Below are 24,292 nucleotides of genomic sequence, written 5' to 3'. Positions count from 1 at the left end.
GGNCNCGNCAGGCGGCCAGACCGGGCGATAGGGCCGGCACAGCCTTGGCCGCCAGCCGNGACGGCTTAATAGAGATACTGCATCAACACACAGACACCCCGACGCAGCCCCCGACATCCCGTCAACAAATCCCGCATCAAGAGGCTTGCGACTTTCCCGGATCCTGCGCGACAACCTGCAATGGTGTCGGACTATTCGGCGCCACCCCATTTGGCGTGAGCCGGTGCGGCTGGTGCAGTCGACCTGCGGCTGCCAGTGAGCCAGAGACGCCAGCATCCGTCCAAGTCGGATCGTCGATCTCCGTGAACACCTGACGCAGCCGTTCACCCCAGGTCTTGCGAATCATCCGAAAATATTCGTTGTCTTCGTCAATATGCGTGAAATGCGTCACACGCAGCGTATCTGCCTCGTAGACCAGCAGATCCAGCGGCAAGCCGACAGAGATGTTTGATCTCAAGGTCGAATCCATAGAGATCAGCGCGCATTTCGCCGCCTCATCCAGCGGCGTATCAGGACGCAAGACGCGGTCGAGGATCGGCTTGCCGTATTTGGCTTCGCCGATCTGCACATACGGACAGTCCGCGCTGGCTTCGATGAAATTGCCGGCGGAATACACCTGGAACAGCCGGCCGCGCTCAGCGCCGATCTGACCGCCAAAAATCAGATTGATATTGAAATCGACGCCATGCTCACTCAAGGCCTCGGCATCGCGTTCGTGAACACGACGTACAGCCTCGCCGACGCGGCGGGCTGCCTCGTACATATCCGGTGCCGACCAGAGCGAATCCGGGCTGTCGCTATCGAGCTGAGCCAACAGATTCACTACGGCTTGGCTGATAGCCAGATTGCCCGACGTGAGCAACACCATGACGCGGTCGCCCGGCTGCTCGAATACGTTGAGCTTGCGGGCGATGCTGACTTGGTCCACGCCCGCATTGGTGCGTGAATCGGAAAGAAAAACCAAGCCTGAATCCAGGCGGGCGGCAACACAGTAAGTCATGGTGAGTCGGTGAATAACAGCTAGCGTATTGTAGGGGGAGAAGAACGAGTCTGGCGGCGCGGCGTCAGACTCGTTTTGTCCCCCTTTATTTTGTTGATGCTTTAGTCGTTAACCGGCAACAGGCCAGCCGTGTAGTCATTGCTACTGGGTCTGCTGGCGAGCCGCCTGGACCTGTACCGACACGGTCATCGACTCCTCGCCGCCACCGTGCCGGACACCGCGCACGGGCGAGGCAGAATCATAGTCCCGTGCGACGGCCAGCCGGCAATGGCAATCGGAGGCAAATTGACGATTGGTGATGTCCACACTGGTCCAACCTATATCGTCCAGCCAGACATCGGCCCATGCATGGCTGGCAGCATGCTCGGCTTCGGTGTACAGGTAGCCGCTGACATAGCGGGCGGGAACGCCTATGCCGCGTACGCAGGCCAGGAACAGATGCGCGTGGTCTTGGCAGACACCGTGGCCCAGGGCCAGCACCTGATTGGCCGCCGTGGTCACGTCCGTCGTTCCGGGTTCGTATGCCACGCGGTCGCAAATGGCGCTGGCCAGCGTCAGAGCGTCGTTGGGGGTACGTAGACCATCAGGCAGCGTCGTGTGGACAAAATCCCGGATAGTGTCATCGCTTTGCGTCAAGGACGTGGGCACGCAGAAGGCATGCACAGGCAGGCGATTGTCCTCGGGATGCAGCCGTCCATCACGCAATGGGTCGATTTCGACCTGGCCGGTGACGCATAGATCAATACTGTCATGAGCGCTGGGCAAGGTCAGCATGTGCGTGATGTTGCCGTAAGCATCGACTTGTTGTTCCAGCGAGCCGGGGGCGTCGATGCGCCAGCGCAGGGCACGCTGATGGTCGTCCAGGCGCGGTGTCAGGCGCAGCGCCTGGATGCTATAGCTGACCGGTGCCGTGTAGCGATATTGGGTGACATGTCGAATGAGATGTTTCATGAGGGCTCCGGATGCTATGCCGCCAGCGGCACGAGAAAATCTTGGCTGATACGGTTGCCCAAGTCGTTGATGCGCTCTAGAAAGCGTTCCAGATAGCGGTGCAGGCTGCTGTGCAAAATGTCCTCGATACGCCCGTAGCGCAGTTCCGCATACAACAGGCCCGCACGGCGCTCGGTTTCGGCGGAGCGTTGGTTGGTCACGCGTGCCAAGTCTTCCGTCAGGGCTTGTACCGAGGCCAACAGCGAACGTGGCATATCCGGACGCAGGATCAGCAATTCCGCAACGCGATCAGGGGTGATGACATCGCGATAGACCTTGCGATAGATCTCCAGACCCGATACAGAACTGAGCAGTGATGCCCAACGATAGAACTCGCTGCTGCGCGCAGCGAGATCATCCTGCTCTTCGTGAAACTTCACGTCCAGCAGCCGCGCCGTGTTGTCGGCTCTTTCCAGATGCATGCCCAATCGCAGGAAATGCAGGGCTTCGTCATCCAGCATCGTGCCGATGGTGACGCCACGCACCAAATGGGCACGGAATTTCACCCATTCAAAAAATTCGCCGGGATTACGTTCAGGCAAATGGGTCTGCAAGTGTTTCTGCAGTTCCAGCCACGTCGTGTTGTACGTTTCCCAGACCTCGGTTGTCAGGCTGCCACGCACGGCACGCGCATTTTCGCGGGCTGCACGCAGGCACGAATAGATCGAAGATTGGTTCGTCGGCTCGCGCACGAGGTAATGCAGCACGTCCAGCGGCGTGACCGCTGGATAACGGGCGTCGTAGTCATGCTGCAGTTCGGAAATACGCAGAACGGCGCGCCATAGACTGTCGCGGGCGTGAGCGTCCTGTGGCATGAGGGACATCTGCAGGTTGACGTCCAGCATGCGGGCCGTGTTCTCGGCCCGTTCGATATAGCGGCACATCCAGAACAGATTGTCGGCGGTACGGCTCAGCATGGTCATTCTCCCAGTACCCAAGTGTCTTTAGTGCCGCCGCCTTGGCTGCTGTTGACGACCAGCGAGCCTTCGGTCAATGCGACGCGGCACAGGCCTCCCGGCACGGTGCGGATGTCTTTGCCGCACAGCACATAGGGACGCAGATCGACATGGCGGGGTGCGACGCCAGACTGCACGTAGGTCGGAATCGTCGATAGCGCCAGGGTGGGCTGAGCGATGTAGTTGCTGGGACGGCTGCGAACGCGTTCTTTAAAGGCCTCCACTTGGGCGCGAGTCGAGGTGGGGCCGACCAGCATGCCGTAGCCGCCTGCACCGTGCACTTCCTTCACGACCAGTTCGTGCATGTGGGCCAAGACATGCGATAACTCGTCAGGCCGCGAACAACGCCACGTCGGGACGTTGGACAGGATCGGTTCCTCCTGCAGATAAAAACGGATCATGTCGGGCACGTACTGGTACGTGGATTTGTCGTCGGCAATGCCTGTGCCGATGGCATTGGCCAGCGTGACGCGCCCGGCGCGGTAGACCGACAGCAGTCCCGGCACACCTAACGCCGAGTCGGCTCGAAACGAGAGAGGATCCAGAAAATCATCGTCTACTCGACGATAGATGACATCTACCCGGCGCGGGCCGCGCGTGGTGCGCATGTACACCGTGTTCTGGTCGACGAAGAGATCCTGACCCTCGACCAGTTCCACGCCCATTTGTTGTGCGAGGAACGCGTGTTCAAAATAGGCCGAGTTGTACATCCCCGGTGTCAACACGACGACCGTGGGTGCGTCGGTGCTGCGCGGCGCGACCTCGCGCAGGTTATCCAGGAGCAAATCGGGATAATGCGCGACGGGTTTGACCTTGAGGCTGCTGAACGCCTCGGGCATCAGGCGCATCGACATTTTGCGGTTTTCCAGCATGTACGACACACCGGACGGGACACGCAGGTTGTCTTCCAGGACGTAGAACTCTCCAGCGCCGGCGCGCACGATATCGACACCGGCAATATGGCAATAGATGTCTTCGGCGACGTCTACGTCCTGCATTTCCGGGCGGTACTGTGCGTTCAGAAAGACTTGCTGGGCAGGCACGATCCCGGCGCGGACGATGTCATGACCGTGATAGATATCCCGGATGAACATATTCAGGGCGCGTACCCGTTGTGTCAGGCCGGCTGACAGATGGGCCCATTCATCGGCGGGAATGATGCGGGGGATGAGATCGAAAGGGATCAGCCGCTCGGTGCCGGCCTCGTCACCAGCCACAGAAAACGTGATACCGACGCGGCGGAAGCTGAGATCGGCCTCGACCTGCCGCGCCACCATGGCATCGGTGGATTCCTGAGTCAGCCACTGTGAAAACCCCGCATAGTGGGGGCGTACCAGGCCCTGGGCGTCGACCATTTCGTCATAGGCCGACGAGGGGGCGGGTTGTGCATGCAGCATGGGCTCCTCCGGTATCCTGTGCGGGCCTGCCGCGTGATCCGGATGGAGCCTGCGGCCCGACAGGGGGCGCTGGGTCCTGCGCCATATCAAACTGTTAAGCAACCCTTGTGCCAGCTCTGACCAGGCCTGATACGGCCCGCGCCTGTGCTTTTCCGTTGTAGCAGAGGAGGTATGGGAGGAGTGAGAGGGTTGCCCCTAGGGTAAATTCACGCACCGTCATGGTGCGTGCACCAATTTAACGCAGCACAAAAGATCCCACGACTCCCCCGGATGGCGCATTGGGACCCAGCAGCGGGGGCTCGGGCAACCATCCATCGGGCGTCAGAATGGCGTCCAGCCGTTCGTCGTGCGAGGCGGGCTGGTAGTCCTCGTCCAGCAGGCCCTCGTTCCAGGCAATGCCGATAGCTGTGAACTCATGGCCGGTTTGCCTTAAATCGGCGAGGGTCCGGTCGTAATAGCCGCCGCCATAGCCCAGGCGGTCGGCCTGATCGGTATAGCCGAGCGTGGGGACCAGGATGACGTCGGGGCGCAGCGCCGGCCGATCGGCTGAGGGTTCCTGGACATTAAAGGGGCCGCATTCCAGCGTATCGCCAGGTGTCCAGGCACGAAACTCCAGCGGGGCGTCCGTGTCACGGATCGCCGGCAGGGCGATGGCGATGCCGGCGTCTGCCCATTGTTGCAGCAATGGACGTAGATCAGGCTCGCCTGCCAGAGGCCAGAAGGCCGCTACGGTCGCGGGCACCTTCGCTCCTTGCTTGGCCGATTGTTCCCGTACCGCATTGAGCCAGGTGAACAGCCTTCCTCGCATGAGCAGGCCGCCGCGGCTGCGTTGCGACTCGGGAATGTCGGTACGGGCTTGCCGTAATCGCGCGCGTAGCGCGACTGCGTTATTCTGTGCGGTATTTTGAGTGTTCATTCGGATCGGCGATGCGGCAGTGGCTTGAATCAAGACGTTATCAGAAATCTGCGGTTCCCGAGGCCCGCCGGGCCGGGATGCCGGGCCGCGTCGATCGGCGCGCCAGCCGCTGGTTACCGGCGCTGGCGTTGATCACCGTTGCGTGTTCGTCTGTGGATGCTCAGCAAGGGCAGGGCGCGCCTGCGGGTCGCACCCAGCCAGCCCAGGCGAGCCTTCACATTCCTGCAGTGAAGTTGGCCGGGCTGCCTCCAACGCCGCAAACATCGGCCTTTCAGGCGGTCCTTGCTGCGCGCGACGCCAACGACCGCAAGCAATGGTCGGTGCTCGGGATGGCCATCCCACAGGCGCGCGGCGATGTATTGGGCGACTATCCCCAGTTCTGGCTGTTGAACTATCAGGTGTGGAATGCGCCCAGCAGCGCTTTTCCCAAAGCCGATGTGACGCGGTTTTTGCAGGAAAACGGCAATACCTATTTAGGTGAACGTCTGCGCGGGAACTGGATCTTGGCCGCGACGCGCCGGGGCGACTTTGAAACCGCCCGCGATTTGGGCGATATCCCGAATGCGGGTTCGCAAACGCAATGCGCCATGCTGGAGGCCCGTCATATGACGGGGCAGCGCGCCACGGCAAAGCAGGCCTTGGCTGTGTTCCAGCCGGGGAAAGACTGCTGGAATCTATACGACCAGTTGGTCGCTGACGGTGTCTTGGGGTGGGATGAAATCCAACCGCAACTGCGAGAGGCCATCGAGACCAACCGTACCGGCGATGCCCGCAAGTTTGCCGCCTATATCTTCGAGCCCAAAGATCAGAAAGCCTACGATGCGCTGATGAAAAGCCCGATGAAGTGGTTGACCCGACAAGATCATCAACGAATAGGGCGTAATGAAAAAGAGTTGACCGCCATCGCGTTGGCACGCCTGGCGCGGCAAGACATCGACGTCGCCGACAGCTATTTGCGTCGCGAGTGGGCGAACAATCTGGCCAAATCCGATCTGGCCTGGGTCCGCAGCCAGTATGCCTTGATCCTGGCATTGAATCTCGATAGCCGAGCCGATAGCTGGTATCGCGAAGCCGGCAATACCGTTGCGCTGACCGAATACAACGGCGCATGGCGCGTGCGTTCCGCGCTGCGTCAGCCGAAAATCGATTGGCGCTGGGTAGAAGACTCGATCGAGCACCTGCCCAAGTCACAACAAGAGGAACCCGTCTGGGTCTACTGGAAAGCGCGTGCCGACGCCGCCCGCGGCCGTCATGAACAGGCCCAGCGTGCCTACACCAGCATCGCCGATCAGTACCATTTTTACGGGCAACTTGCCTCCGAAGAACTGGGGCGCAGCATCACGGTGCCCGCTCGGCCGGCTCCCGTGACAGACGCGGAAATGAACGAGGCCCGCGCCAATGCCAGCCTGCGCCGTGCGGTGCATCTATTCCGCTTGGGGTGGCGTTCAGAGGCCGTTGGCGAGTGGAATTTCGCCCTGCGGGGGATGTCGGATCGGCAGTTGTTGGCCGCTGCAGAGTTGGCCCGGGCCGAAGACATCTACGATCGGGTGGTCAACACCTCCGAACGGACGCAGAATGAAGTCGACTTTACGCAACGCTATATCGCTCCCTTCGAGGGCCGTGTGACGGCCCAGGCGAACGCGATTGCCTTGGATCCTGCCTGGGTATATGGCCTGATTCGCCAGGAATCGCGTTTTGTCATGAATGCGCGTTCGCATGTCGGCGCATCGGGCTTGATGCAATTGATGCCCGCCACTGCCAAATGGGTGGCCCGTCAGATCGGCATGGCCGACTTCACGCCGTCCAGCGTCAATGACTTCGATACCAACACCAAGCTGGGCACCAACTACCTGAGCATCGTGCTCAATGGTCTGGATGGTTCGCAGGTGCTCGCCAGCGCGGGCTACAACGCGGGTCCTGGACGGCCAAAGACATGGCGTGCGACGTTATCGCATCCGGTAGAGGGCGCCATTTTCGCAGAGACGATTCCGTTCACAGAGACGCGCATCTACGTCAAGCACGTGTTGTCCAACGCGACCTACTATGCCGCGCTGTTCTCCGGCCAACCGCAGTCGCTGAAAGCGCGTTTAGGGCGCATCGAGCCGACCAGCGCCGTACGTACCGCCGAGGTGCAGTGATGGTGTCGGCGAGCACGCCGGCCATGTCCGTGGCCGCCGCCGTTCAAGGGTTGGCTGCGGATCCTGTTGTGACCGGCTTGCAGGTGTATATCGTGGGCGGGGCCGTGCGCGATGCGTTGCTGGGCCTGCCTGCCGGGGACCGCGATTGGGTGGTGGTCGGGGCAACGCCCGAGGACATGGCGCGCCGCGGGTTTAGTCCCGTGGGTGGCGATTTCCCCGTGTTCCTGCACCCGCGCACCAAAGAGGAATACGCGCTGGCGCGCACCGAACGCAAATCGGGCCGCGGCTATAAGGGCTTCACCTTTTATACCGGCGCCGACGTGACCTTGGAACAAGATCTGCAACGCCGCGACCTGACGGTCAATGCGATTGCCTGCACGCCGGATGGGCAATTGCATGATCCCTTGAATGGGGCGCGTGATATTCAGGCTCGTGTGCTGCGGCATGTCGGTGACGCGTTTGCCGAGGATCCGGTGCGGATCTTGCGCTTGGGGCGTTTTGCCGCGCGATTTGGCGATTTCACGGTGGCAGATGAGACCTTGGCTTTATGCCGCCGCATGGTCGCAGCCGGCGAGGCTGACGCGCTGGTCGCCGAACGTGTCTGGAAAGAGCTGTCGCGCGGCCTGCTGGCGAGGGCGCCTTCGCGCATGTTGCAGGTCTTGGCCCAGTCGGATGCACTGGCGCGCGTGATGCCGGAACTGCAGCAGATCGACATCGTGGGCAGCGATCTGGATCGCGCGTCGCAAGCCACCTTGGCGGTGGCAGGGCGTTATGCCTTGTTGTGCCGTCTTACCCCAGAGCGTGAGGCACTGAGCCGGCGACTACGTGTGCCCACCGAGTGCGCGGATCAGGCGCGATTGCTGCCGATATTGCTCGACAGTTTCGACGCGGCAGACGCGGATGTGCAACTGCGGTTGATCGAACAAACCGATGCGCTGCGCAAGCCCGAGCGATTCGTCGCACTGCTGGAGACGGCTGCGATCGTGCACGACGGGGATGATGCGGCGTGGCGGCTGCGGCTTGACGCTGCCCGTGCTGTCGATGCAGGGGCCATTGCGCGACAATGTGCTGCAGATCCTCAGCGTATCAAGAGCGCGGTTCGCGCTGCACGTTTGCAGGCGCTGATCGAGTTGCCCCATTAGCAGGACGCCTGACGCCACGTTCAACTTGGTCGAGAGTCGATCAGGCTATTGTCAAAGGAACTGACGTGGCGTCGTCGGGCAATGCGATGCCGTGCAGTTGTCGTGCCGATATCAAAGCGCTGCCAATCGATCCGCGCGCTTGAACCCTTGCAGCGGTGTTGTAATGCCGCGCCCCACCGCCAGCACTTTGAACAGTTCCCCCATCTCCGATTCGCTCAGCAGCTTCTGCACGGGAGCAATGGCCTGGGCGTAACTGCGTGCGTCGACCGGGTCGTATCGCGCGAGTAATTCAGTCAGTCCGGCGTTCATCAGAAATCGCGCCTGTGAGGTGTAGCCCAGGACTTGCAAGCCAGCCTCATGCGCCGCATCCGCCATGGCGGTGAAGTCGACGTGTGCGGTGATGTCCTGCACGCCAGGGGCGACCAACGGATCCGCGTGAGCGTGATGGTGCAAATGGCACATCAGCGTGCCGCCCGCACGCTGCGGGTGATAGTACTCATTGCGTGGAAAGCCATAGTCCACCAGCAATGCCGCGCCATGCGTCAGCCAGCGGCCCATCGCGCGCATCCATGCCTCGGCTTGCAGATTGATCTCGGACATATAGCCAGGCAGGCTCGGCATACGAGCCGCGACCGCCTGGGCGAGTTCGAGGCCGGCGGGGCGGTCTTGCCAGGTGAAGCCACCGTTGGTGTCCAGGGCTACCCCACGTTCCAGTACAGTGGCATCCGAGTTCCAGCTAAAGAGCGACACCGGCATGGCGTCGAGCACTTCGTTGGCCAGCACACAGCCCGAAAAACTGTCTGGCAATGCGTCCAGCCATTGGACCCGATCACCGTACGATGCCAATCGCGTCTGTTGGCGTGCACGCAGGTCAGCAGACACCTCGATGATGCGGTATTGCGCGGGCAGGTCCATGCGGTCGAGCTCGCTCAAGACACTGTCGGCCAGCGCACCCGTGCCCGCACCGAACTCCAACACGGTGTTGGTCTCCGTGTCGTTCAATATTTGAGCGACTTGCCGGGCAAGCGTGTAGCCAAACAACGGCGTGAGCTCGGGGGCTGTCACAAAATCGCCTTGGGCAATAGGAATGCCGCGCGCGTCCGTGGCGGCGGTGGAAGCGAGCTTGATCGCCCCCGCCGTGTAATACCCCAGGCCCGGCGCATACAGTGCTTGCGCCATCCATTGGTCGAATGGCAACCAGCCGCCCGACGCCTCGATGGCGCGTCGCAAATGCGCGGCGGTGCGTGCGCTGTGCTGCGCGCTGTCGGGGTCCAGTGCGGGTAGGGAAGAAGAGGCCGGGCGATGCATGAACGTGGTCCGTTACTCCGAGATCCCTCGGCATCCGTGCCGAGGAGGAAAGGGGCGCAGTGGCAAGACTGCAGGATTATTGGATTGTCCCACGCTGGCCGGGTGGGAGTGATCCGCATGGCGCGCGAGGCTCGAATGTGACACTGCCCGCCGGACCGTCAGAAACGGCAGGGCGGGCAGTGTGGAGGCTGATCGCGAAACGGCAGCTAATACAGGAGCCGTTCCTGGATGGGCGCCCGCGACGTCATGGATGCCGTCGCGGATTCCATCGTGGACTTAGTCGCGACGTGCGCCAGCGGGTTTGCCAAAGCGCTTGCCCGGGCCGCCGTCGCGTTGGGCAAACGGCTTGGACGAGGGACGAAAACCGCTGGGACGGCGCTCTGCGCCGCGGAATTCGCCTTCGGCGTGGGCGCGGGGGCGGAATTCACCACGGGCTTGAAACTCGCCGCGAGGTTTGAATTCACCGCGTTGGCCGTCGCGTTGCGGGCGGTCACCAAAACCTGCGGTCGGTTGGGCATCGCGCTCAGCACGCCAGTCGCCACGCTGCGGGCGGTCACCGAACGAACGGGCAGGACGGGCGCCTGCGGGACGCTCGTCACGGCCGCGCCAGCCGCCTTCACGCGGTTGGAACTCGCCGCGCGGGCCGCCCGAACGGGGCTGGAAGTCACCACGGGGCTTGAACTCGCCGCGCGGCTGGAAATCGCCGCGGGGTTTGAATTCACCACGAGATTGGAACTCACCGCGGGGCTGGAAATCGCCACGGGGCTTGAACTCGCCACGCGGTTGGAATTCACCACGGGCACCGCCGTCGCGGGATTTATGCTCGCCACCGCGCCAGCCGCCTTCGCGGGGGCCGTCAGCACGGGCGCCGCCATGGCTGCCGCGTCCTTCACGGAACGGGCGGTCGCCGCCGAACCCGCCGGGGCGTTTGCCAAAGGGCTTGCCGCCACGGCCGGCGCCGCCGCCCGCAAACGGACGCGGCGTGCGCTTGGGTTCCAGACCGGCGATGGTTTCCGGCGTGATGGATTGGCCGATGTAGTGCTCGATACGGCGGACCTTGTGGCGTTCGGAGTGCGTCGCCAGCGTGAAGGCTTGGCCATCACGGCCGGCACGGCCCGTACGGCCGATACGGTGCACGTAGTCTTCGGCTTGCATCGGCAGATCGAAGTTGACGGCGTGGCTGATGCCTTGCACATCGATACCGCGCGCTGCGACGTCGGTCGCAACCAGAATGCGCAATTGGCCGCGTTGCAACTGGGTCAAGGTACGGGTGCGTTGGCGCTGGTTCATGTCACCGTGCAGCGCTGCAGCGGCAAAGCCCTGGTCGGCCAGGCGGTCGGCCAGATCGTCGGCGCCGCGCTTGGTGGCGGTAAAGACGATGGCTTGATCCAGCTTGGCGTCACGCAGCACGTGATCCAGCAATTGCATTTTGTGGCTGGCGTCGTCGGCGTACAGCAGGCTTTGCGTGATGTTGGTGTGCTTGTCTTTCTGGCCGGCGATTTCGATGCGTTGAGGCTCACGCATCATGGCTGCGGCCAGCTTGGCCACGGTGCCATCCAGCGTTGCCGAGAACAACAACGTTTGGCGTTCTTGGGGCAAGCGGGCGACGATGGTTTCGATGTCCTCGATAAAGCCCATGTCCAGCATGCGATCGGCTTCGTCCAGCACCAGCGTGTGGACCGTGTTCAGTTTGACGCGGCCGGCCTTCAGGTGATCGAGCAGGCGGCCCGGCGTGGCAACCAGCACGTCGACGCGACGCGACAGGGCTTTCAATTGGGCGCCATAGGGCATGCCGCCTACTACAGTGGCGGTACGCAGGCCAGGCAGATTGCGGCCATAGGAGCCGGTGGCTTCGGCGACTTGCAGAGCCAGTTCGCGGGTGGGCGTCAGGACCAGTACCTGCACGCCTACGCCCTTGTTGCCAGGCTGGCCAGCAATGCGGTTCAACGCAGGCAGCATAAATGCGGCGGTCTTGCCGCTACCCGTTTGCGAGGACACCATCAGGTCATGGCCGGCGAGTGCTTGGGGGATCGCAGCGGCTTGAACAGGGGTGGGGGCGGAGAAACCGGCTTCTTGGAGGGCCGACAACAGAGTAGGAGCGAGACCCAGCGTTTCAAAAGACATTACTTGTCCTTGCCGCATAAAGCGGCGCATGTGCCGGGATAGCCGAGATAATAGCGGCGAGATCCGGGCGACGGTTGATGGAGCATCGGGCCGACCGGATCAACCGTGCGCACGGCGCGTTTTCTGAAACGCGAGGCGGAAGGAAAGGAGGTCAGGAATCGATGGTGTTCGGCATAAGGTCGGGCAACTTTCCCCGACAAACTATGACTGCGAAAACCAATCGCGCAATTACACGCGTATGAAATGCCAGAACAATTTTGTGCAGTGCCGCGACTATAACCTGAATTCCCCTTGGAGTACAGCCCCCTGGTTTTTTTCTATTGCCCAGTCAATAGGGGGTTTTCCCTGGTCAATGAGCCACGTGTTCACTTTGGCGAAATGTCCGCAGCCCAGAAAGGGAACAGGAGGGCGGCGCGCGGACAGCGGCGAGGGATGATTGGCCGTCAATACCAGGTGATCGCTGTTGCTTGGCAGCAACGATTGCTTGGCTTGCGCATGGGCGCCCCAGAGCAGAAAGGCCTTGGGGGCGGGGTCGCGGGCGACCAGGCGGATCAGGGCATCGGTCACAGTTTCCCATCCTCGCTTGGCGTGCGATGCGGGCTGGCCGTCCTCGACAGTCAGCGAAGTGTTCAACAGCAAGACCCCTTGGCCGACCCAGGGGGACAGATCATTGCCTCGAGGCAAAGACGTGCCGGGGAAATCCTTGGCAATCTCGTTAAAGATGTTGCGCAAGCTGGGAGGGCGCTTGCAGTCATCGGGTACAGAAAACGCCAGTCCCTGAGCCTGGCCCGGGCCGTGATAGGGATCCTGACCCAGAATCACGACTCGCACGTCGGCTGGCGCCAGATGATCCAGGGCGCGAAAAGGGGTAGCTGGATACACCACCGCACCGGCGGTCAGGCGTGCTTCGACGTGGTCGATGATCCCGGAAAGCGCCTGCGCGACGCCAGGAGCCTGTAGGGCAGCCTGCCAGGCAGTGGGTAGATGGCTGGCTTGCGCAGCCAACGTGTTCTTGTGCAAGCGATTGTCATGTGCCATGGTGGAATTTTGGCACATGACTGAGCCAATCATGCCGGGGCCTTTCAGGCAGACATCCATTAGAACGTCCGAGCTGAAGTTCGAAATAAGACCCTGGACAGCGTCCGGCGCGGCAGTATTTGCCGCGTTGGAAACAGCTTGTAGTCATTTCCGCGTTTCATCGCACCTCGATGCGAGACAGACTTCTCGCTCGGGAGTAAAGTAAAACACGCTATACCGCAGTATCGGCTCGGCGTTTGATGACATGAAGGCATGTCGCGACTGAGCTGTTTTTCAGGAAAGACAGTTATGAAGTCCCGATTTTGGCGTGCGGCGGCGCTGGCCGTTGCGCTGGCCGCATGTAGCGGGCAAGTTTCTGCCCACGGCGGGTACCGCCATTATCACGGTGGTTATTACGGCGGTTCGGGCTGGTGGATTGGCGGGGCGCTTTTAGGTGCCGGCGTGGCATTGGCGCTGACCAGCGGTCCACGCTACGCATACAGCGGCGTCAGCTATACCTCGCCTCCCGTGTATTACTCACCCGGACCGTATGTGGCTCCGCCTGTCACCTACGTGACGCCGGCACCTGTGGTGACCTATGCGACGCCACGAGTGACCGTGGCGTCATCCAGCCTGAACGTTGTTGCCTATCCGGCTAACGGGCAAAGCGACTCCCAGCAACAGCAGGATCGCCTGGATTGCGAAAACTGGGCAATGAACCAGAGCGGGCTGGATCCTGACAACATCACCGAATACACCACGAGTGCATCGGCTGAGTCCTACACGCGCGCCATGGGAGCGTGTTTCAAGGGCAAGGGATACAGCATCAACTGATCGATTCGCCCATGCCTGTCAGCGTATAGGCAGCGCGTACATCAACCCGCCCTGATTCCATTGGGCGTTCAAGCCGCGCGCAATTTTCAGTGGGCTGCCCGCACCGACGTTGCGATCAAAACTCTCGCCGTAATTGCCGACCTGTTTGATGATGTGATACGCCCACTTGTCATCCAGACCCATGTTGGCACCCGCCCCAGGCGTCACGCCGAGAATGCGTTGGACATTGGGGTTTGTGTTTTTGGTTTGCTCGTCCACATTAGCCGAGGTGATGCCGTATTCCTCGGCCTCGATCATGGCAGACAATGACCAATGTACGATATTCAGCCAGCGATCATCGCCTTGGCGTACAAAGGGGCCGAGCGGCTCTTTCGAGATGATTTCGGGCAAGACGAGATAATCGTCCGGGTTTTGCAGCTTGGAAATCCGGATCGATGCCAGACCGGATGCGTCGGTACTGAAGACATCGCAGCGGCCCGAGGCAAAGGCATTGACGACCTCGTCGAAGGTTTCGATGACGACGGGTTTGTATTCCACCTTGTGAGCACGTGCCCAATCGGCCAAGGTGTTTTCATTGGACGTGCCCGTTTGCAGGCAGATCGTGGCGCCGTTGAGCTCAGTTGCGCTTTTCACGCCCAGCGATTTGGGAACGAGAAAGCCTTGGCCATCATAGAAATTGATGCCCGCATGGATCAGGCCGAGCGCAGTGTCACGCTGTTGGGTGACGGTCGTGTTGCGCGTCAGCACATCGATTTCGCCCGATTGCAGCGCGGTGAAGCGTTGCTGAGAATTCAGCGGGACGACTTTGAATTTGGTGGCGTCGCCAAAGACAGCGGCGGCGACGGCGCGGCATAGGTCCACGTCCAGACCGCGCCAGACTCCTTTGGCGTCCGGTGCTGAAAAACCCGCAAACCCCGTGGTAGTGCCGCAGCGGACTTCGCCGCGTTTTTTGACGACATCGAGTGTGGCGGCTTGTGCGCCAGCGAACGTGCCGAGCAACAAAGCGGCAGCGATTAGGCCTTTCGTGATTTTCATGGTGTGCTTCTCCCTCTACCTAAGCCGACGATCAAAGCGGCCCGTATGTGCGAACCCGACAGCGTAACGAGCTTGTTCGGGCTTGCCAAATAACGGGATGGAATAAGGATTCTACGCGGTGGCGGATTGGGGTGAGTCCAAGCGGGAGAGTTCACCTGTCCGTCAGTGCCAGAGCAGGGCGTTCATTGCTTCGACCAAGCGGTCGCGATAGCGAGACAGCAGCTGCCGGGTTTGCGCCTGTCTCGTGTGCCAGTCCGCAGATTCTGTGCCCGGCGGCACACGAGGCGCAGCCCAGATCGCGTCCGGATAATGCCGGTCGCCTTGCCAACGCGGTATCACGTGCCAATGCAGATGCGGCACCATGTTGCCCAGCGATGCCAGATTGATCTTGTCTGGGGCAAGGATGTCGCGCTGCACTTGTTCCACGGTATAGACCGCGCGCATCATCAAATCGCGCCCGTGCGTAGATAGGCTGGTCATTTCCGGCAGATGGCCGTGCCAGATGACACGCGTGAAGCCCGGGTAATCGGCATCCTCGACCTCGATCACACGCAGGTGCGTGCCCCGCCATAGGACAGTGCCGCCGTCTTCGCGGCAGAGAGGGCAATTAGGGTCGCGTGCGCTCACAGGACTTTCCGATATTGAATGAAGCCGGGTAGGTCGGCCACGCGGTCGTAGAGCTGCCGCGCGGTGGTGTTGGTTTCATGGGTCAGCCAATATACGCGAGCGGCGTTGGCGGCGCGAGCCTGTGCGTAGACGTGCTCGATCAGGTGGCGGCCGTGGCCGCCGCCGCGTACGTCCGGCGCGACAAACAGATCCTGCAAATAACAATAATCGCCAGGCGTCCAGGTCGACCGATGAAATATCCAGTGCACCAACCCTACTGCCCGTCCTTCGTGATAGGACAGCGCGGCGTGGACAGGCTCGGTGGGATCCAGCATCCGGGCCCAGGTGGTGCGCGTGGCGCTTTCAGGGATATCGACCTGATAAAACGCTTGATAGCCTTTCCATAGCGGCAGCCAGGCATCGAAATCGGTATCGGAAACGGGGCGGATATCAGGAGATTGAGCCATGATGGGTCACCAGGGAAGTTACAGGGTTTGTTCCAGCGCTGCGACGATGTTTTTTAGCACGTGTACGCGTGCATAGCGTTTGTCGTTAGTGCCGATGACGTGCCACGGTGCATGTTCCGTATCGGTACGCGCCAACATGTCGTTGGCGGCGCTGGCATATTGCTTCCATTTTTCGCGGTTGCGCCAATCGTCGGGCGTGATCTTGAAATTCTTGAAAGGCGAGCGTTCGCGTTCGTGAAAGCGTTGCAGTTGCTCTTCGGGGGTAATGGCCAACCAAAATTTCAGCACGATCGTGCCATGATCGGTCTGCTGGCGTTCAAAGTCGTTGATCTCTGCGTAGGCACGCCGCCAGTCGGCGGTCGAGGCAAACCCCTCGACACGTTCGACCAACACGCGGCCGTACCAGGAGCGGTCGAAAATCGCGATGCGGCCCTGCCGCGGCAGGCGGCGCCAGAACCGCCACAAATAGGGGTGCATCAGTTCATCAGGCGTGGGGGCGCTGATCGGGTGGATATCGACTTGCCGCAGATCGAGTGCGTGTGTGACGCGGCGGATGGCACCGCCTTTGCCGGCGGCATCCTGCCCCTCGAAGGCCAGGATCAAAGAACGTTCTCTGAACGCGTCTGATCGGACTGCGCGGGCGAGTTGGCCCTGCAGCAAGCCGAGTTCGGACTCGTAATCTTCCTTGTCCAATTTGGTGTGGTAATCGAGCTGCGCCAGACGGTCGGGGCTGTGCCGTCTGGCGAGACCGGGTGCGTTGAAAACCTGTGCCCTGGGTGTGGGAGAGCGATGCTGCAGGGCCTGCTGCACAGCCTGTGCTGTGCGTATTGCACGCATATGCTCGTCTGCGCTGGGGATGATGGTCCAAGGAGCGTGAGGGGGATTCAGATGCTCGATGACTTGCTGGCCCGCACGGCAGATCCGGTCATACTTTTTGTGGACTTTACGATCAGCGGGCTTGACCTGCCAGGCGGTTTCCGGGCTGGAGAGCAGCACCTTGGTGCGGTCGGCTTGGGCCTGGGCCGAGAGGTGGTACCAGAGCTTGATGATCTGTACGCCCTCGGCGGCGAGCCCAGCCTCAAAGCGCGTGATCGCTTCTGCGTAGGTTGTCATTCGACGCGGCCGTGGTTTTTTGCGTGAGGCTTCGAGTAATAGCGGCACGTACCACGAGCCGAACACAATGCCGGTCTTGCCCTTGGCTGGCAGCTCATTCCAGTAGCGCCAGAACGGAGGATGCTCCTGTTCGTCGAAGGTTGGCGCGCCAAACGCCAGGGTGTGGATATGGCGGGGATCCATCCACTCGTTGAGCAGATTGATGGCGCCGCCTTTGCCTGCCCCATCTATCCCCGATACGACGATCAACAGGCTGCGGTCAGCCCGTTCCAGCAGCCGATACTGCGCTTTGAGCAAGGCAGCGCGCAGCCGTGGTTCCTGCGCGTCGAATTCTTCTTTGGAAAGCGAGGGATCGGACTGGGCGTCTGCAAACATGGGTGGCATCTCGGGGCGAAAGTGGAGATGTCCGATGGTGCAGGATATCGGAATGAGGCACAAGCAAATCGTGACCGCTACGAGGCGGCCCAAGCAGGTCGGTGCCCTGTCATGCTGACAAACGAAAATCGGCAATTAGGGATTTCATGGAACAAGATCATTGGGAGGGTTACTCAGAGTGGCCATATCGGTGTTGTTTTGTGGCAATTTTTACTTGAGATAACGGGAATAAACCAAATGAACGTGATGAGTTCGATGACGATCGGCGGGGCCCTGCTGCGTAACGTCCATAGTTCGATGACGACCGGCGCGACCCTGCTGCGCAACGCCTACAGACCGGAGGTCGACGCCACGACGGCGCGGACCCAGCCGCGCAGCGATAGCGACGTGCGTGAAAGTTATAACGCGGCGGTCAACAAAGCCTATGAGGCCTTTGTCAAGGAGGCTGCGATCTACCATGACAACCAGGAATGCTTTGGCGAGGAATTGGCGCGTAAAGCGTTCGATACTCGGGACTCGATCAAAAAGGCCCATCAAGCCGAAACCTCTTGGTATGGGCAGATTTACATCTGGGCTCGCAACCTTTGGACGTATGGGTCGGACAATGCCACCTACGAGGGTCTGAGCAAGAAGAAAAACCCCGAAGAAATCGCATACTCGGCGTTTAAAACCGACGGGGGTGACATGGGGCTGACTGGCAATGGCTTCGGCGATATCCTGGATACGTGGAATGCCATCAAGGCCGACTGCGATCTGTACCCCGAGGACATTACTCCCGCGATGGTCGCCGTCTTCAAGGCGCAGCCCCACGGACAGGTCGACGTGGCCGCGATTCTGGCTGGCAACGTGGCCGACGTTCTGGTGTGGGACGAGGCCGAAATCGCTGCGATCGTGGCTGCGCGTCCGGCGAGCTCTGACATCGTGTCGAAAGATGAACTGATGGCCTCGGTGGTGCAGCATACGCCGCGCCGCAACCTCGTTGCCTATATCTGAGCCAATGAGCCATAAGCCAGCTTGGTAAAACGTAGTCCGGGAAAATGACAGGCCTAGCGGTTATCGAATTCGCCAATCTCGACATGCTCAGCGGTTCACCCAAAATGCAATCGGCGCATCCTGATGGACGCGCCGATTGCATGTCAGCTCGCGCTACGGCGGCGTCAGTCGTAAGAACGTATATCGTCGATGACTTTGCCATCATTGGGCAGGCTGCCCGCGTCGACCCATTGCACGTCGGCACGCAGTTTGGTGATGTCGCGGGCCGAGGTCGCGATGCGTTCGGCCAGGGCCTCGGAGTGATCGTCGGTCTCGACCTGAAGCACCATGCGATCGCTGCCCATTTGTCCGCTGACGACTAGCCGCGCTCGGCGGATTTCGGGATGGCGCGCCAGGATTTCAGCCACCTGCGAGGGATGGACAAACAGGCCTCGGACTTTGGTAGTCTGATCGGCGCGGCCCATCCAGCCTTTGATGCGCAGATTCGTGCGGCCGCAGGGCGACGTGCCGGGCAGTACCGCAGACAGGTCGCCGGTACCGAAGCGCACCAAGGGATAGTCGGGGTTCAGGGTAGTGACGACGACTTCTCCGACCTCGCCCTCAGGCACTGGTATGCCGGTGCCGGGGCGCACGATTTCCAGGATGATTTCCTCACCGACGACCAAGCCCTCGCGGGCCGGCGTTTCAAAGGCAATCATGCCGAGGTCGGCGCTGCCATAGGCTTGATAGCCATCTATACCGCGTGCTGTCAGCCAGTCTCGCAGCGAAGGAGGAAAGGCTTCTCCCGATACGAGCGCGCGGCGCAGCGACGGTAATGTCACGCCCAGCTCATCGGCTTTTTCCAGAATGATTTTCAGAAAGCTCGGCGTGCCTAGATAGCCGCTGGGCGCCAGATCGGCTATGGCACGGACTTGCTGTTCAGTCTGACCTGTGCCGCCAGGAAAAACCGTGCAGCCTACGGCATGGGCTGCGGTTTCCATCATCGAGCCCGCGGGGGTGAAGTGATATGAAAAGCAGTTGTGCGCCAACTCGCCAGACCGAAACCCTGCCGCATAGAGTGCGCGGGCAAAACGCCAATAGTCGGCGCGACTGCTTTCCGGTTCGTAGATCGGGCCAGGCGAAGCAAAGACGCGCAGCGCTTGCCCCCAACCGATGGTTGAAAACCCGCCAAAGGCCTTGGCAGGGCTGGCAGGACGGTTGCTGGCACGACTATGTTGCTGCTTTTCCAGCAATTCGTGCTTGCGCAAAACGGGAAGCGCTGCGAGCGCCTGGCGTGAATCCACGCCGCGTGGATCGACTCCGTGCAATTGTTCGGCAATGGCGGGTGCTCGAGCCATGGCATGTGCAACAACGCCCGGCAATGCCGCCATCAGATCGCGTTCGCGCTGTTCGGGGGCGCGGGTTTCCAGTGCATCAAAAAACGCAGGCATGTGATCGCACTCTATGAAAGGCCAAAAGGCGTAAACAAAGGCATTAAGGGTCAAGCCAGCCAGCGTTTGCGGCGCCGGTAGAACTTGTTATCGCGAAAGCTTTTGCGTTCTCCGCTGGAGATGCCCAGGTAGAACTCTTTGACGTCCTCATTGCGGCTGAGCTCGCCGGCATCGCCGTCCATCATGACGCGGCCGTTTTCCAGGATGTAGCCGTAGTCGGCATAGCGCAGCGCGATGTTCGTATTCTGCTCGGCCAATAGAAAGCTCACGCGCTCCCGTTGATTCAGGTCTCGCACAATTTCGAAAATTTCCTCGACGATTTGAGGCGCCAGGCCCATGGAGGGCTCGTCGAGCAGAATCATGTTGGGGTTGGCCATCAACGCGCGACCGATCGCGGTCATTTGCTGTTCGCCGCCCGAGGTATAGCCCGCCTGGCTCGTGCGCCGTTGCTTCAGGCGCGGGAAATATTGGTAGACGCGGTCCAAGGCTACTGCCGTGTCGCCGCGGCTGAGGTCTCGGGTATAGGCGCCCGTCAGCAGGTTGTCCTCAATGGTCAGATGGGCGAAACAATGGCGGCCCTCCATGACCTGTACGACGCCGCGTTTTACCAGCTCGGCAGGCGAGAGCTGGTCGATGCGTTGACCGCGGTATTGAATGGAGCCTTTTGTGACGTCGCCACGCTCGCCCTTCAGGAGATTCGACACAGCGCGCAGTGTCGTGGTTTTGCCCGCGCCATTGGCGCCCAGCAAGGCGACGATGCGGCCTTCGGGGACTTGCAGCGAGACACCTTTCAGCACCAGGATCACGTGGTTGTAGATGACCTCGATACCGTTGACGTCCAGCAACGGTGCAGCGATGTCGGGTGCCGTTGCCTTGGCTGCCCCCGAGTTTGTCATCGGGGTGCTGGCCACGGCGGACGGTTGGGCAGTGTTTGCAGCAGTCATAGCAGTTCCTGCGTGGTAGCCGCCAACGCACGAGGCGCCGGCGGCTGGTTCACATCAACCTTCGCATTTGCGAGGCGTGATGTTCTTTTCTTTGGCGTATTTCTCTGCCGCCTCTTTCACCAGCGGCCCGGTAACCGCCTTGTCGGCCTGGTACCAGTCGGAGACGACTTTGAAGTCTTTGCCATCCCACTGCACGATGCGCGCCCAGTCGTCACCCATGTGGTTGCTGCACGAGGTTTTCACCGGCCGCATGATGTCGCCAAAGCCCAATTCGTTCAGGCGTTCCTGAGTCAGGTTCAGGTTTTCAAAGCCCCAACGGACTTGCTCGGGCGTCAAGTGTTTGCCTTTGCCGAATTTTTCCTGCGCGGCGCGGATGGCCTCGACTTGCAGCATCGAGATCATCATGCCTCGGGTGTGCGCGATCGTACCGAGCGTGGAGCTGCCCGAGGCGTCGCTGCCCTGGCCTTTGTCGTAGACGTACTTTTTCAAGTCTTCGTAGACCTTGCCCTGGGCAGCGCTGTTGTGGATGGTGATCGCGTTATAGCCTTTGGCAACCGTGCCCAGGTCTTTGACGTCGCCCTCAGAGCCTGCCCACCAGATGGCATACATTTTTTCGCGCGGATAGCCTGTGGCCTGGGCCTCGCGTATGGCCGTCGGCGTCATGATGCCGGCGCTCCACAGCAGCACGTAGGCGGGGCGCGATTGGCGGATTTGCAGCCAGGTGGACTTTTGCTCTACCCCTGGCGCAGTGACCGGATAGAGCAGCAGTTCGAAGCCTTCCTTGGCCGCACGTTTTTGCAGCAGCGCGATGGGTTCTTTGCCGTAGGGGGAGTCATGGTAGACCAGGGCGATCTTTTTACCCTTGAGCTTGTCCATGCCGCCTTCTTTTTTGGCGATGTCCTGGATCATGACATCGGCTGCCGTCCAATAGGTGCCGAGCAACGGGAAGTTCCATTCAAAGACACTGCCGTCGACCGATTGCGAGAGGCCGTAGCCCATCGTTTCTACCGGGACTTTGTCGACGATGGCTTTGTCCGTCACGGCAAAGGTGATGCCCGTGGATTGGGTGTCAAAACCCGATGCTCCACCACTCTTGCCCTTCAGACGCTCGTAGCATTCCACGCCACGATCGGTGGCATACGCCGTTTCGCACTCTTCGTAGGTGATCTTGACGCCGTTGATGCCGCCGTCGCGTGCGTTGACCAATTTCAGATAGTCCAGTTTCCCGTCGGCCCAGGGGATGCCCAGCGGCGCGAACGAACCGGTGCGATACACCAAGAGCGGAACGAACTGCTCTTCAGCCGCCAGTGCTGGCGCGGCGGCGCTGAGGGCGCCTGCGGCGGCCAGGCAGGCCGCAGCCCATTTCAAGTTAAGACGCTTCATCTCCATTTACCTCCTGCTTGGTGTGATTGACACCAGGATTGGCCCGGTCTGAAGCCGGGTAGTCAAAGAGACTGCTGCGTCGCGGACGGCGGGCGGCAGCCGGGAACAGTACGCAACATCAATGCGGGAAAGGCCAGATTCGCAGCTTTTCTTTCGCGATACCCCAGAGTCGAGCCAGCCCATGCGGCTCGGCAATCAGGAAAAACACAATCAGCGCACCAAAAACCATGTGTTCGACGTGCGCTGCCGTGTCAACCGACAGCGAGAGCCCCAGCATATGCGGCACATTGGTCAGTGCGACAGGCACCAGCACGATAAAGGCCGCGCCAAAGAAGCTGCCGACGATGGAGCCGAGTCCACCGATGATTACCATGAACAACAGTTGGAACGAGCGCGCCAGATCGAATGCCAAGGGCTCCCAGGAGCCTAAGTGGATGTAGCCCCACAATGCGCCGGCCACCCCAACGATGAACGAGCTGACGGCGAACGCAGTGAGCTTGGCGTACATGGGGCGGATGCCGATCACCGCCGCTGCCACGTCCATATCCCGGATCGCCATCCATTGGCGGCCGATGGCGCCGCGCACCAGGTTTTTCGCCAGCAGTGCAAAGACCACGACAAAACACAGGACGAGCAGGTAGCGTTGCAGCGAGGTTTGCACGGGCATGCCAAAGACATTGAGCGGCGGCACCGACACGCTGCCCGATGAGGAGTAGTTTGTGAAAAACGGAATGCGCAAGAACGCCCAATCCACAAAAAACTGTGCCGCCAAGGTCGCGACCGCCAGATACAGACCACGGATGCGCAGACTGGGAATGCCGAACAACACACCGACGATGGTGGCAAAACACCCCCCCAGCAGGATCTGTATCACCAGTGGCAAGCCGGGAAAGCGCACACCGAAATTCCATGCCGCATAGGCGCCTACCGCCATAAAGGCGCCCGTGCCCAGTGAAATCTGGCCGCAATAGCCCACCAGGATGTTCAGGCCCACCGCTGCCAGCGACAAGATCAGAAACGGGATCAGGATGGCGCGCAGAAAATAATCGCTGGCCAACATGGGTACCGCAACAAAGGCCACTGCCAGCAGCAGCACCATGAAAATGCGGTCCTGGCGGATCGGAAAGATCTGCTGGTCGGCGCGATAGCCCGTCTTGAATTGGCCGTTTTCGCGATAGAACATGATGTCTCCCTCAGACCCGATCGATGATTTTCTCGCCGAACAGCCCCTGAGGGCGGAACAGCAGGAAGACAAGCGCCAACACGTAGGCGAACCAGATTTCGATGCCGCCGCCTACCAGAGAGCCCAGATATACCTCTGACAGTTTTTCCCCTACACCGATGATGAGCCCGCCGAGAATGGCGCCGGGTACTGAGGTCAGTCCGCCCAGGATCACCACAGGCAAGGCCCGCAGTGCCGCCGTGGACAAGGTGAACTGCACGCCGAATTTCGAGCCCCAGATAATGCCGGCGACGAGAGCGACCAATCCCGCTACGCTCCAGACGATGACCCAGATGCGATTGAGTGGGATCCCGATGGATTGAGCGGCCTGGTGATCATCCGCGACGGCGCGCAACGCGCGCCCCGTACTGGTGTATTGAAAGAAAATGGCCAGCGCGGCAACGAGCAGGGCGGCGACGACCGCGGCGGTCAGGTCCTCCAGGTTGATCAGGACACCGCCTTCAAAGACCGACTCCAAAATAAACGCCGGGTCTTTAGGCATGCCCACATCGATGCTGTAGACTGAGCTGCCAAAGGCTATCTGCCCCAGGCCATCCAGGAAATAGCTGATGCCCAGCGTGGCCATGAGCAGCGTGGTGGCCTCTTGGTTGACGAGATGACGGAGAACATAGCGTTCGACGACTACCGCCAGCACAAACATCAGCAAGGCGCTGATGATGAAGGCGAGCACGTTGGCCAGCAGCAGATTCTCGAATCCCAGCCATCGTGGGATCCATTCGGAGAATCGTGCCATCGATAGCGCCGCCACCAAGACCATCGCGCCTTGTGCAAAGTTGAACACGCCCGATGCCTTGAATATCAGCACAAAGCCCAAGCCGATGAGCGCATACAACATGCCGCTCATCAGGCCGCCGAACAAGGTTTCTAGAAAAAATCCCATG

At 60.8% G+C, this 24,292-nt stretch carries 21 protein-coding genes; 4 read left to right on the top strand and 17 right to left on the bottom strand.

Annotated features, from left to right (window positions below; genetic code table 11):
- Window positions 1-136: 136 nt before the first annotated feature.
- The 5 genes from ACNA0J_RS21625 to ACNA0J_RS21605 form a co-directional block, all read right to left on the bottom strand.
- Window positions 137-1,000 carry a peptidase gene (locus tag ACNA0J_RS21625; RefSeq protein WP_415820941.1) on the bottom strand — a complete coding sequence of 288 codons (864 nt, stop codon included), beginning with the start codon at window positions 998-1,000 and terminating at the stop codon, window positions 137-139.
- A 141-nt stretch (window positions 1,001-1,141) separates the two neighbouring features.
- A complete protein-coding gene (locus tag ACNA0J_RS21620; protein ID WP_415820940.1) occupies window positions 1,142-1,951 on the bottom strand; it encodes a transglutaminase family protein in 810 nt (269 codons plus the stop codon).
- Window positions 1,952-1,965: 14 nt separating this feature from the next.
- Window positions 1,966-2,907, bottom strand: coding sequence for an alpha-E domain-containing protein (locus tag ACNA0J_RS21615; protein ID WP_415820939.1), 942 nt, complete (start codon window positions 2,905-2,907; stop codon window positions 1,966-1,968).
- Window positions 2,908-2,909: 2 nt separating this feature from the next.
- On the bottom strand, window positions 2,910-4,343 hold the full coding sequence (locus ACNA0J_RS21610; RefSeq protein ID WP_415820938.1) for a circularly permuted type 2 ATP-grasp protein: 1,434 nt from the start codon (window positions 4,341-4,343) through the stop codon (window positions 2,910-2,912).
- A 235-nt stretch (window positions 4,344-4,578) separates the two neighbouring features.
- The gene (locus ACNA0J_RS21605) at window positions 4,579-5,259 is read right to left on the bottom strand and encodes a 5-formyltetrahydrofolate cyclo-ligase (RefSeq protein WP_415820937.1); all 681 of its coding nucleotides are present in this window, start codon (window positions 5,257-5,259) and stop codon (window positions 4,579-4,581) included.
- 11 nt (window positions 5,260-5,270) lie between these two features.
- Here ACNA0J_RS21605 and ACNA0J_RS21600 point away from each other — a divergent pair, with 11 nt between their 5' ends.
- Both ACNA0J_RS21600 and ACNA0J_RS21595 read left to right on the top strand, forming a co-directional pair.
- Window positions 5,271-7,397, top strand: coding sequence for a lytic transglycosylase domain-containing protein (locus tag ACNA0J_RS21600; RefSeq protein WP_415820936.1), 2,127 nt, complete (start codon window positions 5,271-5,273; stop codon window positions 7,395-7,397).
- Between the two features lie 23 nt (window positions 7,398-7,420).
- Window positions 7,421-8,539 (top strand): CCA tRNA nucleotidyltransferase, encoded by a 1,119-nt coding sequence (locus tag ACNA0J_RS21595; protein WP_415820946.1) that lies wholly within the window; start codon window positions 7,421-7,423, stop codon window positions 8,537-8,539.
- Between the two features lie 111 nt (window positions 8,540-8,650).
- Here the strand turns inward: ACNA0J_RS21595 and ACNA0J_RS21590 are convergent, their stop codons facing one another.
- The 3 genes from ACNA0J_RS21590 to ACNA0J_RS21580 form a co-directional block, all read right to left on the bottom strand.
- A complete protein-coding gene (locus ACNA0J_RS21590; RefSeq protein WP_415820935.1) occupies window positions 8,651-9,847 on the bottom strand; it encodes a class I SAM-dependent methyltransferase in 1,197 nt (398 codons plus the stop codon).
- Between the two features lie 276 nt (window positions 9,848-10,123).
- The gene (locus tag ACNA0J_RS21585; protein ID WP_415820934.1) at window positions 10,124-11,971 is read right to left on the bottom strand and encodes a DEAD/DEAH box helicase; all 1,848 of its coding nucleotides are present in this window, start codon (window positions 11,969-11,971) and stop codon (window positions 10,124-10,126) included.
- Window positions 11,972-12,244: 273 nt separating this feature from the next.
- On the bottom strand, window positions 12,245-13,009 hold the full coding sequence (locus ACNA0J_RS21580; protein ID WP_415820933.1) for a uracil-DNA glycosylase: 765 nt from the start codon (window positions 13,007-13,009) through the stop codon (window positions 12,245-12,247).
- A 288-nt stretch (window positions 13,010-13,297) separates the two neighbouring features.
- Between ACNA0J_RS21580 and ACNA0J_RS21575 the strand changes: the two genes are divergently transcribed.
- A complete protein-coding gene (locus ACNA0J_RS21575; protein ID WP_415820932.1) occupies window positions 13,298-13,822 on the top strand; it encodes a hypothetical protein in 525 nt (174 codons plus the stop codon).
- 18 nt (window positions 13,823-13,840) lie between these two features.
- On the opposite strand, the gene ACNA0J_RS21570 is transcribed toward ACNA0J_RS21575, so the two are convergent.
- The 4 genes from ACNA0J_RS21570 to pap all read right to left on the bottom strand — a co-directional run bounded on the left by ACNA0J_RS21570 (window position 13,841) and on the right by pap (window position 17,418).
- Entirely contained in the window at window positions 13,841-14,857 is a 1,017-nt protein-coding gene (locus ACNA0J_RS21570; protein ID WP_415820931.1) for an amino acid ABC transporter substrate-binding protein, read from the bottom strand.
- Window positions 14,858-15,019: 162 nt separating this feature from the next.
- A complete protein-coding gene (locus tag ACNA0J_RS21565) occupies window positions 15,020-15,484 on the bottom strand; it encodes an HIT family protein (protein WP_415820930.1) in 465 nt (154 codons plus the stop codon).
- Window positions 15,481-15,930, bottom strand: coding sequence for a GNAT family N-acetyltransferase (locus ACNA0J_RS21560; protein ID WP_415820929.1), 450 nt, complete (start codon window positions 15,928-15,930; stop codon window positions 15,481-15,483). Before ACNA0J_RS21560 ends, ACNA0J_RS21565 begins: the two co-directional genes overlap by 4 nt.
- Before the next feature lie 18 nt (window positions 15,931-15,948).
- Entirely contained in the window at window positions 15,949-17,418 is a 1,470-nt protein-coding gene (gene pap / locus ACNA0J_RS21555; protein ID WP_415820928.1) for a polyphosphate:AMP phosphotransferase, read from the bottom strand.
- A 237-nt stretch (window positions 17,419-17,655) separates the two neighbouring features.
- Between pap and ACNA0J_RS21550 the strand changes: the two genes are divergently transcribed.
- A complete protein-coding gene (locus ACNA0J_RS21550; protein ID WP_415820927.1) occupies window positions 17,656-18,411 on the top strand; it encodes a hypothetical protein in 756 nt (251 codons plus the stop codon).
- A 164-nt stretch (window positions 18,412-18,575) separates the two neighbouring features.
- Here the strand turns inward: ACNA0J_RS21550 and ACNA0J_RS21545 are convergent, their stop codons facing one another.
- The 5 genes from ACNA0J_RS21545 to ACNA0J_RS21525 all read right to left on the bottom strand — a co-directional run bounded on the left by ACNA0J_RS21545 (window position 18,576) and on the right by ACNA0J_RS21525 (window position 24,291).
- Window positions 18,576-19,841 carry a phenylacetate--CoA ligase family protein gene (locus ACNA0J_RS21545; RefSeq protein WP_415820926.1) on the bottom strand — a complete coding sequence of 422 codons (1,266 nt, stop codon included), beginning with the start codon at window positions 19,839-19,841 and terminating at the stop codon, window positions 18,576-18,578.
- A 50-nt stretch (window positions 19,842-19,891) separates the two neighbouring features.
- Window positions 19,892-20,737, bottom strand: coding sequence for an ABC transporter ATP-binding protein (locus ACNA0J_RS21540; protein ID WP_415820945.1), 846 nt, complete (start codon window positions 20,735-20,737; stop codon window positions 19,892-19,894).
- Window positions 20,738-20,839: 102 nt separating this feature from the next.
- Window positions 20,840-22,174, bottom strand: coding sequence for an ABC transporter substrate-binding protein (locus ACNA0J_RS21535; protein WP_415820925.1), 1,335 nt, complete (start codon window positions 22,172-22,174; stop codon window positions 20,840-20,842).
- 112 nt (window positions 22,175-22,286) lie between these two features.
- The gene (locus tag ACNA0J_RS21530; protein WP_415820924.1) at window positions 22,287-23,351 is read right to left on the bottom strand and encodes a branched-chain amino acid ABC transporter permease; all 1,065 of its coding nucleotides are present in this window, start codon (window positions 23,349-23,351) and stop codon (window positions 22,287-22,289) included.
- Between the two features lie 10 nt (window positions 23,352-23,361).
- Complete coding sequence (locus tag ACNA0J_RS21525) at window positions 23,362-24,291, bottom strand: branched-chain amino acid ABC transporter permease (protein ID WP_094824202.1); 930 nt, start codon at window positions 24,289-24,291, stop codon at window positions 23,362-23,364.
- Window position 24,292: the final 1 nt, after the last annotated feature.

Source organism: Bordetella tumbae, from assembly GCF_965139195.1.
GTDB classification, from domain to species: Bacteria; Pseudomonadota; Gammaproteobacteria; order Burkholderiales; family Burkholderiaceae_B; genus Bordetella_A; species Bordetella_A tumbae.
Note: the sequence above shows the minus strand (reverse complement) of the source record. Positions and strands in the feature narration are given on the sequence as shown.